Origin of the sequence: Colwellia sp. RE-S-Sl-9 (genome assembly GCF_048296855.1) — a bacterium.
GTDB lineage: Bacteria > Pseudomonadota > Gammaproteobacteria > Enterobacterales > Alteromonadaceae > Pseudocolwellia.
In genome coordinates, this window is sequence record NZ_CP182631.1 from 209,141 (window position 1) to 223,872 (window position 14,732).

The following is a 14,732-nucleotide window of genomic DNA, read 5'->3' on the forward strand; positions in this document are numbered from 1 at the left end:
CTAAATAGTTTTGTATGAAGTTTGACACACTCTATGAGTGACACGTACACATGTGCGAATAAGAGATTAAAACGTATTTATAGTTCAATGAAAATAATTTTTTGTTGAAAGGCTTTCAAGATTGACCTTTTTTGTCTAGCGACAATAGCGATGTAGACCCACCTGATCCCATTCCGAACTCAGAAGTGAAATGCATTAGCGCCGATGGTAGTGTGGGAGTTCCCATGTGAGAGTAGGACATTGCTAGGCTTCTCATTAAGAAAAGCCCGATTCGAAAGAGTCGGGCTTTTTGCTGTCTGGTGTTAAACATTGCAGCAGTCGTTCCAAGGTCGAAAGTGTGTAGAATTTTTTATGTGAGGTCCTGTACATATACCAATCGAAATAACCCATTCATTATTTATACTTGCCTTAATGACCAATTATACCAATTAGTCTAATTATATGATCTAATGTCATTTATTTACTCATAATAAATGACATTGAACACTTATAGCTCACAAGAATTAAAAATACTCTCCAACAAAGTAATACCAATTAGTCTAATTATGTGATCTAATGTCATTTATTTACTCATAATAAATGACATTGAACACTCATAGCTCACAAGAATTAAAAATACTCTCCAACAAAGTAAAAGATCATCGAATGAGGCTGCGCTTGCTAGCCGTTTCACATTTTAAATCGGGTAAGAATAGATCAGAAGTTGCTAGAACACTTAATATTAGTAGAAGAATTGTTAATGATTGGGTTGCGAACTACATCAACGAAGGTTTATACCAATTAGTCTAATTATATGATCTAATTGGTATTACCACCGTATTCACCTGAGTTGAATCCAATAGAGCAAGTTTGGAGTTGGTTGCGCCAACATCATTTAGCGAATAGGTGCTTTCAAGGCTATGATGACATCCTCGATGCTTGCTCTGATGCATGGAACTCATTTGTGAGTGATGCAAAGCGGGTCATGAAAATGTGTAGTAGAGATTGGATTAAGGTGGGAAAAACTTAAGATGGAATGGTATTACATTGTTATTTAATAATTAGAGCACTCCCTATTATAATAAATGCCTCGCCTACAGGACGTTGGTGCTTAGGTTCCGTCTGGAACGATGAACCTGTGTATTTGACCATTTATTCTTCGTATAAAATAGGTCAATTCATTAATGCGTTTGGTATTAATTAACCCGAACTCGGCTTAATAAATGTTCTTCTAGCAGCTGTTTTTACTAACTTCTGCGTTAAATTCACTTGCAATAGGCCAGCTATTGACGCGTAAATTTGTCTTGAATTAAGTAAAATTATCAAGCTAGAAGCGAACTGATTTTTTAGTGATTACTTTTCAATGAGTTAACTATATCTTAACCCGAACTCAGGTTAATTAGTTATTTTGGTTAAGGAATAATTGATTTTTAGAAATACCTTTAAATCATTATTCTTTTTTAAATAACAATTATACCTGTCTATAAAATGACTAGGGATTTCAAGGGATTCACTTTCTTTAAAACCTATGTCTTTATATAAGCGGTATAACTTTTTATCAGCAAAACAAATAATATGATTATGTTCCCATTGTAGTGTTTCTATTAATAGCTTGGCATAACCTTTTTCTCTATAAAGGGGAGTAATTAATAATGCATGCAACAATCCATATTGACTACTATTAGTGATATAAGAAAGTATTACACTGCCAATGATGACGTTGTCCATTTTTATTATATAAGTATGATCGTAGCCCATAAAACTCGCTGAGTAGTTGTTGTCTTTATAAAAGCGTTTAATATCTTTTTTATCTTGTTTTGTCGCTTTATTTATTTCAAACATTTTTAGCAGTTCTTCATTACTATCGGCTATTGAGTTATGTATTTTACAGCGAAAATAATAATAAAATCTGCTAATTATTTTTTATTACATGCCGATATAAATATTAAGATGATTTGTGGGTGTGCTTAATTGCTTGTAGATAATATAAAAAATGAGATATTAATAAATGAATTGCAGTTAGGTGAGCAGCTTAACCAATGTGTTCATAAAAAAGAACGGTCTCAATTTTCTTTATTACTGGCGATGCTTACTGATGATGTTCAAGCTCACGCACAGTTCTCACTTCCTAAATCAGAAATAGCTACATCTCAAACAGACGAAGATAATTTAAGGAAGCAGTTTAAGTTACCTCAAGCGCAGCTTTTATCATTAAAGGAGATAGAGCAAGTTGGATCTTATAACCAAGCTGACTTAGTTCAAGGTAATAATTTATCAGAACTCCGTTTACTCAATGCCATTAATCCAACCCCTCTTGCCTTTAGAGACGACAAAAAATTTATAGCAAAAAATATACTAGAAAATACTAGCCTTTATTGCCAGAAAAAGTATAAGAGTAAAAAATTAGATAACGACTTTAAAGCAGCTAGGTTAGATTTTAAAGCGGCAGAGTGGTTAAACTCTATAAATGAAAGCATAAATTTAACATTGGAAAAGTCGGTTATTTAAAGCTAGTTATTAAATTAGCTAAAAATTTTAAATATAATTTTGCATAATATATAAAAACAGCGCTAGGCATTATTAGTAACTTCAAATCCAGTCAGATTGAAACCCTCGCAGACCTATTAACACTGTATGTGATCAATAAAGCTTATGGATCGATACTGTCACTATTAGAACCTTAAAGCTACCTTAAAGTCCTTGGCATGGTTGGTGTTAGCTGAAAAATTCATCGATACTACATCTGACAATAGTTAACCTCAATTCGGGATAAGCAAAGTTACTCAACAAGCTATTTTTGCGCTACTACTATTAGATAGAAAAATTTGCCTTGTTATACACAAAAATATCACTGTTGAGAGACTAATATAGCTTAGGAGAACAACGATACAGATTAAGTTTCTCATAAATAAGTATTTTAATTCATTCTCTAACATTCATTAACCCGAGTTGAGGTTAGTTAACCTTATTTGATAAAGGCTTTTACTCGTTGGGATTATTAAATGCAAGGAGCACAACAGGCACAGAGCATCATTGGTTAATTATACTGAAGAAATTATTTTGATTTATATTGTTGTAAATAGGTATATCGAATACTACACCTCTGAATTTATTGATAAAACGATTTACTTATCGGTTCTGAGGAAAGCAGTAAAACCTTTATCTTATATTTTTGTAAAGCTGACTTATTCTTTGTAGCTTATAGAAACAGAAGTTTACCTTATATAGAAAATAGGTACTTAAGTCAGAATAGAGTTTTAAGTGGGGGGCTGCAGAAGGGATTTTTGTTTATATACCATAGTAATTAAACCGAATTTATTTACAGGGTATTTTGCTTTTATTCCAGCAGCTTGTATATATACCCTTTACCAATCAAAAGGCTATTTCAGAGCTCTTGAGCGATATCAATTCAAGGAATGCTTTGTAATAATGGTTGCTCCCTTATAAAAAGCATTGTTGATGAAGTTATTTTGCTCAAGCGCTTCTTCGATGGGTCTAAAAACAATTTATACTGCGTTATTAACTTTAGTCAGGTTCTTACATGGATGTAGACCTTAGATTTCGTTTGGAACGTGAAATCTGTGCATAAATTGTTTTTAGTTCCCACTGAAACCTGCATCTTGAATGATAACGGGTATATTAATAATAAAACTGAGGGGAGAGCTTGTTGCACCATTAAGTTTGGGAAGTCGTAAACTTATAGTACAACAAACTCAAAAGAGTATTCATTTAAATACTCTTTTTAAAGCAAGATATTAACCCTTAGTTATTTTAAGTACTTGAGCGTGCTTAGAAGGAGAACCTGCGGGTAGGTTAACCATTAAACCTTTAGCTGTTTGTGTAAACGTTAATGTACCTTTATGACCAATTAATTCAACTTTAGCGATTTTATCTGTATAGTTTTTAGAATTAATACTACGAATTGTTACCTTCGCATTATCACCCGGCCACGCTAACATTGTTGCGTATAAAGTTCCTTCGTTTTGGGTAAAACGAATATCGCTGCTGTTAAAGTCTTTACGGTTTTTCTCAGCATCATTCGAGTTTTTACCATCTGGTACGTAAGTTTCACCTTCACCGTAAGTTATCCAAGGTCGAGTGTTATAAACCGCTTCACCATTTACAGCTAACCAATCACCAATTTCTTTTAGTAAAGCAATTTCTGGTTCAGGAATTGTTCCATCAGGTTTTGGACCAATGTTTAATAACAAAGAGCCATTTTTAGAAATTATATCCATTAAATCATCTACTAATGAATTAGCATTGCGATATTTATGGTTAGTTACATATCCCCAAGATGATAAAGATACAGAAGTATCTGTTTGCCAAAAATGGGGATGAATATCCGTCATGCCACCACGTTCAATATCTAACACGGCCGAACCAGGAGGGAACGAGCGCATGTCTGCATGTTCTTTGTAGTTAAGCGCAGGCATGTTTTTCCAGTTAACACCTTTGTTATAGTAGTAACTTGTAAACTGCTTTACGTGATCATGAAATGGTTTTGACGCCATCCACCAATCGAACCAAATAAGTTCAGGTTCGTATTTATCAACGATTTCTACAGTACGTAATAACCAGTCGTCCATAAATTCTTGGCTAGGTGGTGTTAAACCATCTTCTGAAGATTTCCTGTTAACCGCTGGACCGTATAAGTCACGAAACTCTTCGTTTTGTACATCTGATGGGAATTCTCTACCGCCATCATAGAACCACCAGTTTTCAGCTCTATGGCTTGATAAACCAAAATGAATATCTGTTTTATCTGTGGCATCTTTTAATTCTTGAATTACATCACGTTTAGGTCCCATTTCAACAGAATCCCAACGGGTGTAAGAATTGTCATACATTGAAAATCCATCGTGATGTTCAGCAACAGGAACAATATATTTTGCACCTGAATCTTTAATAATCTTCAACCATTCGTCAGCATTAAATTTTTCAGCTTTAAATTGAGGAATAAAGTCTTTATAACCAAATTCAGTTTGGTTACCAAATTTCTCTTCATGGTAAGTTTTTTCTTCGTTTGACTTTTGATACATTTTTCTTGGGTACCATTCGCCATTATGAGCAGGTACTGAATAAACGCCCCAATGTATAAAAATGCCAAACTTAGCATCTTGATACCAATCTGGAATTTTATAATTAGTTAAAGAGTCCCAGTTTGCTTTGAAAGGGCCTTGATTAGCCACGGCTTTAATTTCAGCAAGTTTAGCTGAGTTATCTAAAGCAGCTGAAGTATTATTTTTAGTTGTATTAGTGTCAGCACTACATGCTGTTAAACCTAAAGCTACTGCTATGGCTAATGTACTTTTAAATGTTGTTAGCGTTTGTTTTTTCATTTTCATTAATTTTCGTTGGTTGATGACTCAAAAAATGTATACGACACTATAATTTCAAATGCAGCATGATTGCAAATTTATTTATATATAAAACCAGTGTTTTTAATATGCATTACCGCAAATCATTCTTGTTTAATTTAAAAACACAGGCGCTTATGTGTTCTAATGTATTGAAATTATTGGTTTTAAATTTATATTGTTTTTTTATATATTGGCTTGTGGAATTGAATTTTATTGACTTTACTTTATTTATGTAAGATTGTTGGTAAAATTCAAATATTACATATAAAAATATAGTTTAATCCGTAAGGGTATAATTAACAGTATAGAGTATATAAAACACTTACTTATTGTTCTAAGTTTTTATTTTCTTTACACAAAGTTTTGCCAGTGTTTTAACGTTTAGTACGGCGTCTGAACGAAGTCAGTTTAACATTAATCAAGATTGGCAATATCGTAAAAGTAAAGTAGAAACGGCGTATGACAGTAATACATGGTCTAACAAATGCTGAAAAAGTGTAACTTTGCCTCATGCTTATCAGCTAACGTTGATTAATACCAATCGCAATAACCCATTGATCATTTATACTCGTAATCGCCAATTACATCGTTATTTATTTAATCATTAGAACACTTTTTATTAAAATAAATACCTCGCCTACAGGAAGTAGGTGGCTTATAAGCTGCGCAAGGCAATGCATTATATGTTTTTGAAAGTGACGGTAAAAAAATCTCTTTAGTTATAAAATCGTTAAATTTAAATGAAGCAATAAGAACACTTATATTTTATTTAATCTTGCTGGTTAAAAATTATGGAAAAAAGTATGAAAAAATTAATATCTTGTTTGCGCTGGCGCTACATCAGCCAAAGTTTAGTTTGTTTGTGGTTTGCATTATTTATGTGTACAGCGCAGGCAAAAGAAGTAGAAATTGAAAAATGGGAAGTTGTTGATATTCCTATTAACGCAACGGTAAACGCTAAACAATTATTTACCGTTGATGCTAATGCCATTTTTTCTCATACCTCAGGTAAAAAAATGACAGTACCGGTTTTTTATAATGGTGGAAATGAATGGTTAATTCGTTTTTCAGCATCAGATATTGGTAACTGGACATACAAAATAGAAAGTAAACAAAAATCGCTTAATGGTCGAGCAGGTCGTGTAAAGGTTGTGCAAAATGCTGATACAACTAACCATGGTGGTGTTATTTTAAGTAGCATAAATAAACAAAATTTTTACTACGAAGATGGTACGCCTTACTTTGTATTAGGTTATGAACTCGATTGGTTATTTGCTTTAGATTACGAAAATGATCAGGGCTTACCTAAAAGCGAACATTTACTTTCTTTAATTAAAGAAAATGGTTTTAACCATATTGTGATGAATGTTTATTCTCATGATGTGAGTTGGGATAAAGATCCTAAATTAGCGAGTCACCCTGAGCATGAGTTTGGTGGTAAACAAAATATATTTCCCTTTTTAGGTTCGAATGAAAAACCGGATCACTCAGCGTTAAATATTGAATTTTTTAAAAAGTTTGATCGTACCGTACAACTTTTACACGACAAACGACTTGTCGCTCATTTAATGATTTATGTGTGGAACAAATTAGTCAGTTGGCCTGAAATGAATAGTGAAGCTGATAATATGTACTTTGACTATATTGTTAAGCGCTATCAAGCGTATCCAAATGTTGTGTGGGACATATCTAAAGAAGCTTTATATTACGGCCGAGCAGACGAAGCTTACATTAAAGATCGTATAGATCGTTTACGTGCGCTTAATTATTATCAAAGATTAGTAACCGTTCACGACTATAAATACTGTACTAAATACCCAGAGCAAGTTGATTTTATTTCGACGCAAGATTGGAAGCATGATATTTATAATCAAATGTTAAATGTGCGTAAAAAGTTTCCTAATAAACCTATTTACAACATTGAACACGGAGGTTATGAACAATCACCTTATCTGGTATTTCCTGGTGACTATGTAGATCCTGAAGTGTCTGTTCGACGTAACTGGATGATTTTATTCGCAGGTGTTTACACAACATATTATTGGCAAGGTAGTTCATGGAATGTGATTATTTATAATCCTTTTGAACAACCTGAAAACTATGTAAAACCGCGTTTTGATTATTTTCAGCATATGAATAACTTTTTCACTCAGTACGATTTCTCTACATTTAAGCCCGCACCTAATAAAAATGGTTCAGGATATACGCTGCAAAATAATGACGATACTTATTTGATTTACGTGCCAAAAGGTAATTATCAAATGTCGAGAGGGGATTGGTTTTTACAAAATGTTAAAAATGGTGTGAGTTTTGAAAATAAACAAACGCGTAATTACCGGTGGTTTAATACCTTAACAGGTGAGTTTACTGAGCCTAAAACAATAACAAAAGGCATGCTTTTTATATCCCCATGGAGAGGACAAGCAGATAGTATTCTTATTAGTGAGTTAGTTAATAATTAATGTAATAGTGTGTTGAGTGCAGTAAGAGCGGTTTAACTTAAGAATAAAAGCAGAAATAACATTCGATAGAATAACTTTTATGCTATATTTATTTTATGGTACTCAACGCATTATACCGATGGAATTAAACCTTTTAGACATTATTAAGCTTGGTCGAAAATATATCAGCCTTTGGCCTGAACGTATCGAACTCGCCCAATACTTTAAAGATTATCGCACAGTTCAAGTTGCGCGTTTTGCTTGTAAATATTTACCTGCTATGGCGCTTTTTGTTTTTGTGATGCAATTATATTTTGGTGGCTATGAGTTATTGCCTCAAGCTTTAGTATACGGGTTATTTATTTTAAGTATGCCGGTACAAGCTTTAGTTATTTCAGGTGTCAAAGCTGATAAGTTTTTACCTCCTGATCTAGCTGCGTGGTACAAGGAAGGTGTTGCTAAATTTAATCAAAATGGTGGCGATATTAAGCTTTCGGTAAGTAAGCCTCGTTATATCGACTTAGCTCAATTATTAAATATTACCTATCGCAGTATGCCGATCAAATAATTTATAACTCAACTTTTGAATTTTTTATCTATTAAAAAGCCCGTAATAATTAACCTTACGGGCTTTTTGTTTTTTATTGTTTTAATAACGTACTTATCCAATCTATATACTTATTATGAATAAATATTACTTATTTTGATAAGCTCTCCAGCCACCAAACTCACTTATGTCAGTGCCTATTTCAGCTGAATAACCTTCGGCGATAAATCCTGTTAATGTTTCACCTGAATCTAATTCAACTTTACCTATGCCCAATGGTGCGGCAATTCCTTCAACAAAAGAACCAAATTCACTTATAGGTAGGCTCCATACTTCAACATCAAATGCGTTTCCATTGGCTGAATCTTTGAGTAATGCCGGTCGTTCGACAGCTCCACTAATGGCATACATTTTATAAGCTGCGGCTGTTTTTGTTGCGTGCTTTAGCATGCCGCCACGATCCGTTAATTGCCAATTTAACGCCATACCTGATAAATGAGCACCAGCAACAACAATATCTATAAAACCTTTACTAGGTGCTAGTGTCGATTTTGTTGGCGTATATTCAATACCTGTAGCGCCAAGAGGTAACTTATTAGCATTTCGTATACGACTAGCAAGTGTTAATAGCTTTTGGTCTGTCATCGCAGCGCTGAATAACGTAATACCGAAGGGCATTTTTGTTTCAGAAATAGAGGTAGGCACAGCAAGAGCTGCGTAATCAAGTATGTTCATGAAATTAGTGTAATAACCTAATTGTGAATTTCTCTCGATAGGTTTTTCATTAATTTCTTCAATGGTAAAATGTCTGCCTGCCGTTGGTGTTATTAATACATCAACACTTGCGACTAATCTATCGGCTTTTTGTTTAAAGTCTTGTACTTTATAAAATGCTGAAAAAGCATCTGTTGCTTTGTATTTGGTGCCATTGCTAATAATAGCGCGTGTTACATCCATCATCGCAGCAGGATTTTTGGTCATTATATCTTCTGTTGCTACGTAACGTTCTGCTATCCAAGGTCCGTCATATAATAATTTGGCTGTATCAAAAAAAGGTGAAAAGTCCATTTCAACTTTAGTACCACCAATCGCTTCTAATTGCTGAATTGCTTCAAAATAAGCTTTCTCGTAACTATCACTCCCAAAAAAGGCGAGCTGTTCAAATTGCGGAATAGCGAAGGTAAACTTTTCAGGAAAAGGAACTTGGCCTTGATTGGTTATAGGATTTTTTCTAGCGTAGCCGTCAGATTCATCAAAGTCTGCCGCTACAGCAAATACTGTTTGAGCATCCTCTGCGGTTAAGCTAAATACACTGGTACAATCTAAACTTTTACAAGCGCGCACCATGCCCGTTGAAGAAAACAAACCTATTGATGGTTTTAAGCCAACTAAGTTATTAAAACATGCTGGTACTCGGCCAGAACCTGCTGTGTCGGTTCCTAATGAAAACGTTGTTAATCCAACAGCTGTTACCACAGATGACCCCGCGCTTGACCCCCCAGAAATATAGTTAGGATCAAAGCTATTTGGTGTTACGCCATAAGGTGAACGTGTACCGTTTAAGCCTGTAGCGAATTGGTCGAGGTTTGTTTTTCCTAAAGGTATTGCGCCAGCGGCAATTAATTGCTCAACAACATGTGCCGATTTTTCAGGTACATAACTAAATTCAGGGCAAGCAGCGGTTGTTGGTATACCAGCTAAATCTATATTGTCTTTTATTGCAAACGGGATCCCCCAAAGAGGGCAGTCTTCAATCGACTTTTCTGCTAAAGCAGTAAGATAAGGGCTTACTTCTTGATGGGATAATAAATGGATCCAAGCTTCCGGATATTCAACGGCTTTACTTAACAATGTTTTGATTAAGCTATCAGGTGTTTGTTCGCCATTTTTATAAGCTTGATGAATAGCGCTAATGGTTAAGTTCATAATAATTCCTTATCTTTAATTCTGTTTTTACAATGTGGTTAGCTTTTTGATGAAAGTACTAGTAATGCTTGGCCTGCTTGTACCTGCTGACCTACTTCTACTAATACGCGACTAACGGTTGCTGATTCTGGAGAAGTGATCGCTATTTCCATTTTCATCGATTCTAAAATAATTAAACTGTCGCCTTCTGAAACACTTTTACCTTCTTCCGTTTCAACCAACCAAACACTACCCGCAGCTGTTGACTCAATAATAAACTCACCTTCAGATAAGCTTATTTCTGATGAGTCTTCAGGCATTTCAGATAGCGGTTGTGGATCTAATTGTCCTGCGGCTTTCCAGTTTTGTAATTCTTGTTCAAAAGCTCGTTCGCGCTGTTCTACAAATTTATCAATAGAGCGTTGTTGTTTGCTCCATTCTTTAGCTAGCTCAGGCATTGAAATCGTTGTTTCTTCAATTTTTGGTGCCCATTTACCAATAGGGAAGTCAGCACGAATACTGTTTAGTTCGTCATGAGATACTGGGTAAAATCTGATTTGATCGAAAAAGCGTAGTAACCATGGGTTTTCAAAAACATCGGTTTTACGGTAGCGATTCCACATTTGTGCGGTACGACCAACAAACTGATAACCGCCAGGGCCTTCCATACCATAAACACACATATAAGCGCCGCCAATACCTACTGAGTTTTCAGCAGTCCATGTGCGCGCAGGATTATATTTTGTTGTAACTAAGCGATGACAAGGATCTAGTGGCGTTGCTACAGGAGCACCTAAATAGACATCGCCTAAACCTAATACTAAGTAGCTTGCATCAAAAACAATATTGCGTACTTCTTCAATATCAGTCAGGCCATTGATACGACGAATAAAGTCGATGTTAGAAGGGCACCAAGGTGCATCTTTACGTACAGATTGAATATATTTATCAATCGCCAGTTGGCAAGCTTCGTCGTCCCAACTTAACGGTAAATGCACAATACGAGAAGCAAAACTTAATTGGCTTGTATCACCTAAAGCAATATCGAGTTTTTTCAGTTTTTCAATAAGAGGCTGAACACTAATAACGTGGTTATTATAATGTACTTGTAGTGAGCGTATGCCCGGCGTTAACTCTAGTACGCCATTAATGTTTTCAGCTTGAACGCTAGTTAATAAAGCTTGTACTCTTGCTCTTAACGCTAAATCAAGTACTAGCTCGCCGTACTCTACTAATAAGAACTTATCGCCTGCTTGACGAAATACGATGTCAGGCTCGCCGTCACTGGTTACTAACGTATCAATAATTGGCGATGCATCAGCTAAGTTAATTTCAGCTTGTTGATTTTCAATGTTTTGTGGTGCTAATTCTTGTAGTTGCTTACATTGAGCCAGCTCAATTTGTTGAGCTGAATGAACATCAACAACCTCAAACGATATTGAGTCGCCTGCTTTTAATTGCCCTAATTTCCATAAATCAGCACTTATCACGGTAAATGGACATACAAACCCGCCTAAACTTGGCCCGTCTGGACCTAAAATTACAGGCATATCTCCTGTAAAATCTACAGAACCAAATGCGTAAGCATTGTCGTGTATATTTGACGGATGTAAACCCGCTTCACCACCACTTGCTCTTGCCCATTCTGGCGTCGGGCCAATTAAACGAATGCCTGTGCGGCTTGAATTATAATGAACTTCCCATTGGTGTTTACTTATTGTGTCTATGTCATTTGGCGTAAAAAAGTCTGGTGACCCATGAGGGCCATACATAACGCGTAAAGACCAGTTATTGCTAATGTTTGCACTGAGTTTTGTTAAGGTTTCAAGAGGAACAACATTTGGAGTTGTTTCATTTACTGGTAATAAGTTAAGGAAATCGCCTGTACGTAATGCGCGTCCACAATGACCACCAAATTGACCTAAGGTAAACGTACTTTTACTGCCTAAGTATTCAGGACATTGCACTCCACCACTTATTGCTAAATAAGTACGTGCGCCCGTGTCTTTTACTGAACCTATTTTTAACGTTTGGCCTGCTGCAATATCAATAATTTGGTTGATGTTATAAGGTTTGTTATCAACCAATATATCAATATCGGCACCACATAAAACTACACGGCTTGCTTGGTAAAATGTTAATGATGGGCCTTGTATGGTTATTTCTAAACCTGCTGCACTTTCATCGTTACCTAATAAGCGATTAGCTAAACAAAAAGAGTAGAAGTCGAAAGGGCCTGATGGTGGAACGCCTATATCCCAAAAGCCTGTGCGAGCAGGATAGTCTTGTATGGTGGTCATTGTTCCTGGTTTTATTACTTCGAAACCATTGAAAGAGGCTTTAATGCTGTCGAGTGTACGCGTAAATATTTTGCCATTAACAAAAGCATCAGAGGTGAGTATTTCCCTTACGTAACCTATGTTAGTTGCAATACCATACAGCTCACTGTTTGATAAGTTGTCGTTTAATAATGCAATAGCTTCTGTTCTGTTTTCTGCTTTTACAATAACTTTAGCTAACATAGGATCAAAAAATGGTGAAACCTCTATACCTGCTTCAATCCAGTGGTCAATACGTACCGTTTTTTCGTTAGTTGCTATTTGTTCTGGCCAGTTAACTTGGGTTAATAAACCTGAAGATGGTTGAAAGTTTTTTGCTGGATTTTCAGCGTAAACTCTCGCCTGTATCGCATGACCTTTACTGGTTAAGTTATCAATACTTGATAAGTCTGTAGCATGCTCTGAAGCAAAATCATCAAATGCTATTTTTAACATCCATTCAACAAGGTCAACATCAAAACAAAGCTCGGTTATACCGTGCTCTACTTGTAAACGGGTGTTAACTTCTAAAAAGTAAAACTGTTGAGATGTTTCATCAAAAATATATTCTACTGTACCTGCATTTAAGTAGTTAATTGACGCCATAAGTTGTTTTGCTGTGGCATACATTTGCTGGCGTATTTCGTCAGATAAATTAGGGGCTGGCGTTTCTTCAATAACTTTTTGGTTACGTCGTTGGCTTGAACAATCTCGTTCACCTAATGTAACCACGCTGCCGTCGCCATTCGCAATAACTTGCACTTCGATATGTCGGGCTTTCTCAACAAATTTTTCTAAAAATACACCGTCGTTTGAAAAGTTTTGTGCGCCTAAGTACTTAACATTTGTAAAGGCTTTTTCTAATTGACTTTGGCTGTCGCATCGCTGCATACCTATACCACCGCCACCGGCAGTGCTTTTTAGCATAACGGGATATCCCACTTGCTCAGCGAAGGTTACTACTTCTTCAATATTTGCTAATAAACCACTGCCGGGTACTAAAGGTACACCTGCGGCTTCGGCAAGATCACGTGCTTGGTGTTTTAAGCCAAAGCTGATCATTTGTTCGGGTCTTGGGCCTATAAAGGCAATATTTTCTTTGGTGAGTTTTTCACAAAAATCAGCATTTTCGCTTAAAAATCCATAACCGGGATGGATAGCGTCAGCATTGACTTGCTTCGCTATAGATATAATTTTATTTTGGTCTAGATAGGTTTGCGTTGCTGCACCATCACCTAAACTGAAGGCTTGGTCTGCTTGGCGGACATGAAGAGATTCGCGGTCGGCTTCTGAATAAATAGCAACACTTTTTATACCTAACTTTTTTAACGTGGAAATAATACGACAGGCAATGGCGCCACGGTTAGCAATTAATACTGTCTTAAACATAATAATAAACTCATAAAGTGTGGGTCGTCCCACGATTATTATTGGTAAATAGGTCGTCCTACTTATCAATCTGCTTTATATGTTTTAACGAACTAAGCAGATATATTGTGATGTTAATTTGAGAGGGGATATATTCCGTCTCGGTTGCTTAATCCCAAATGAGTATTTCAACAGGCGTTGGGTTGTAAGCATTACATGGGTTATTTAATTGTGGGCAATTGGAAATTAAAACGATGGTGTCCATCAAGGCTTCCAGTTCTACATATTTGCCTGCGCCGCTAATGCCATCGGCAAACGATAATTTACCTTCAGCAGTAATAGGCACGTTCATAAAAAAATTGATATTGTGGGTAATATCACTTTTGTTAAGGCCTAGCTCTTCGTTTTCAGCAATGGCTAATAACCAACTGTCTCTACAGGCATGCATACATTTTTTTTCTAAAGCATAGCGAACTGTATTACTTTCGGTTGCACATGCGCCACCAAGGGTGTCATGTCGACCACAGGTATCTGCAACTATTTTTAATAGCGGGTTACAGTCGTTGGTCATTAGCACGGTGCCAGCCGTTAAGTACACATTGCCTTGTTCTCTTATTGTATCGATAGCGCTATAGCGTTCACTTGTGTCGTTTGCATTGAAAAATAAAGTATCTGCAGCTTGATTACCTTCAAGATCTAAAATACGTAAGGTTTGGCCTTTTTTTACTACTTTAAGGTAGTAATCACCGGCATCAATAATATCTCTAATATTGGCTTTTTCTGGTTGGAAGTTACTTTCTAATATCATGTT

9 protein-coding genes, 1 rRNA gene and 1 pseudogene are annotated in these 14,732 nt (G+C 35.8%); 6 read left to right on the forward strand and 5 right to left on the reverse strand.

Annotation, left to right across the window (positions count from 1 at the left end):
* Positions 1 to 134 precede the first annotated feature (134 nt).
* The 3 genes and pseudogenes from rrf to ACM9HF_RS00835 all read left to right on the forward strand — a co-directional run.
* A 5S ribosomal RNA gene (rrf, locus tag ACM9HF_RS00825) occupies positions 135 to 249 on the forward strand.
* A gap of 330 nt (positions 250 to 579) precedes the next feature.
* Positions 580 to 789, forward strand: coding sequence for a helix-turn-helix domain-containing protein (locus tag ACM9HF_RS00830; RefSeq protein WP_473613628.1), 210 nt, complete (start codon positions 580 to 582; stop codon positions 787 to 789).
* 13 nt (positions 790 to 802) lie between these two features.
* Positions 803 to 1,009 (forward strand): annotated as a pseudogene (locus ACM9HF_RS00835) (transposase); the annotation flags it as partial.
* Positions 1,010 to 1,374: 365 nt separating this feature from the next.
* Here ACM9HF_RS00835 and ACM9HF_RS00840 read toward each other — a convergent pair.
* Positions 1,375 to 1,821 (reverse strand): GNAT family N-acetyltransferase, encoded by a 447-nt coding sequence (locus ACM9HF_RS00840; RefSeq protein ID WP_473613631.1) that lies wholly within the window; start codon positions 1,819 to 1,821, stop codon positions 1,375 to 1,377.
* A 129-nt stretch (positions 1,822 to 1,950) separates the two neighbouring features.
* Here ACM9HF_RS00840 and ACM9HF_RS00845 point away from each other — a divergent pair, with 129 nt between their 5' ends.
* A complete protein-coding gene (locus ACM9HF_RS00845) occupies positions 1,951 to 2,487 on the forward strand; it encodes a VC2046/SO_2500 family protein (RefSeq protein WP_473613633.1) in 537 nt (178 codons plus the stop codon).
* 1,247 nt (positions 2,488 to 3,734) lie between these two features.
* On the opposite strand, the gene ACM9HF_RS00850 is transcribed toward ACM9HF_RS00845, so the two are convergent.
* The gene (locus ACM9HF_RS00850; RefSeq protein ID WP_473613635.1) at positions 3,735 to 5,327 is read right to left on the reverse strand and encodes an alpha-L-fucosidase; all 1,593 of its coding nucleotides are present in this window, start codon (positions 5,325 to 5,327) and stop codon (positions 3,735 to 3,737) included.
* Positions 5,328 to 6,145: 818 nt separating this feature from the next.
* Between ACM9HF_RS00850 and ACM9HF_RS00855 the strand changes: the two genes are divergently transcribed.
* Positions 6,146 to 7,804 carry an apiosidase-like domain-containing protein gene (locus tag ACM9HF_RS00855; protein ID WP_473613637.1) on the forward strand — a complete coding sequence of 553 codons (1,659 nt, stop codon included), beginning with the start codon at positions 6,146 to 6,148 and terminating at the stop codon, positions 7,802 to 7,804.
* A 79-nt stretch (positions 7,805 to 7,883) separates the two neighbouring features.
* Positions 7,884 to 8,351: a terminus macrodomain insulation protein YfbV gene (yfbV, locus tag ACM9HF_RS00860; protein ID WP_473613639.1), complete on the forward strand. Its 468-nt coding sequence runs from the start codon at positions 7,884 to 7,886 to the stop codon at positions 8,349 to 8,351.
* A 126-nt stretch (positions 8,352 to 8,477) separates the two neighbouring features.
* Here the strand turns inward: yfbV and atzF are convergent, their stop codons facing one another.
* From atzF to ACM9HF_RS00875, 3 genes are all read right to left on the reverse strand, one after another.
* The gene (atzF, locus tag ACM9HF_RS00865; RefSeq protein ID WP_473613642.1) at positions 8,478 to 10,256 is read right to left on the reverse strand and encodes an allophanate hydrolase; all 1,779 of its coding nucleotides are present in this window, start codon (positions 10,254 to 10,256) and stop codon (positions 8,478 to 8,480) included.
* A 38-nt stretch (positions 10,257 to 10,294) separates the two neighbouring features.
* The gene (uca, locus tag ACM9HF_RS00870; protein ID WP_473613644.1) at positions 10,295 to 13,942 is read right to left on the reverse strand and encodes an urea carboxylase; all 3,648 of its coding nucleotides are present in this window, start codon (positions 13,940 to 13,942) and stop codon (positions 10,295 to 10,297) included.
* 148 nt (positions 13,943 to 14,090) lie between these two features.
* Positions 14,091 to 14,729, reverse strand: a complete 639-nt coding sequence (locus tag ACM9HF_RS00875) for an urea amidolyase associated protein UAAP2 (protein WP_473613646.1) — start codon at positions 14,727 to 14,729, stop codon at positions 14,091 to 14,093.
* Between the last annotated feature and the right edge of the window lie 3 nt (positions 14,730 to 14,732).

What these genes read in the sequence shown, in the direction of transcription:
- ACM9HF_RS00830 (WP_473613628.1), top strand. Translation starts at nt 580, where the DNA reads ATGACATTGAACACTCATAGCTCACAAGAATTAAAAATACTCTCCAAC.
- ACM9HF_RS00840 (WP_473613631.1), bottom strand. Translation starts at nt 1,821, where the DNA reads ATGTTTGAAATAAATAAAGCGACAAAACAAGATAAAAAAGATATTAAA.
- ACM9HF_RS00850 (WP_473613635.1), bottom strand. Translation starts at nt 5,327, where the DNA reads ATGAAAATGAAAAAACAAACGCTAACAACATTTAAAAGTACATTAGCC.
- ACM9HF_RS00855 (WP_473613637.1), top strand. Translation starts at nt 6,146, where the DNA reads ATGAAAAAATTAATATCTTGTTTGCGCTGGCGCTACATCAGCCAAAGT.
- yfbV (WP_473613639.1), top strand. Translation starts at nt 7,884, where the DNA reads ATGCTATATTTATTTTATGGTACTCAACGCATTATACCGATGGAATTA.
- atzF (WP_473613642.1), bottom strand. Translation starts at nt 10,256, where the DNA reads ATGAACTTAACCATTAGCGCTATTCATCAAGCTTATAAAAATGGCGAA.
- uca (WP_473613644.1), bottom strand. Translation starts at nt 13,942, where the DNA reads ATGTTTAAGACAGTATTAATTGCTAACCGTGGCGCCATTGCCTGTCGT.
- ACM9HF_RS00875 (WP_473613646.1), bottom strand. Translation starts at nt 14,729, where the DNA reads ATGATATTAGAAAGTAACTTCCAACCAGAAAAAGCCAATATTAGAGAT.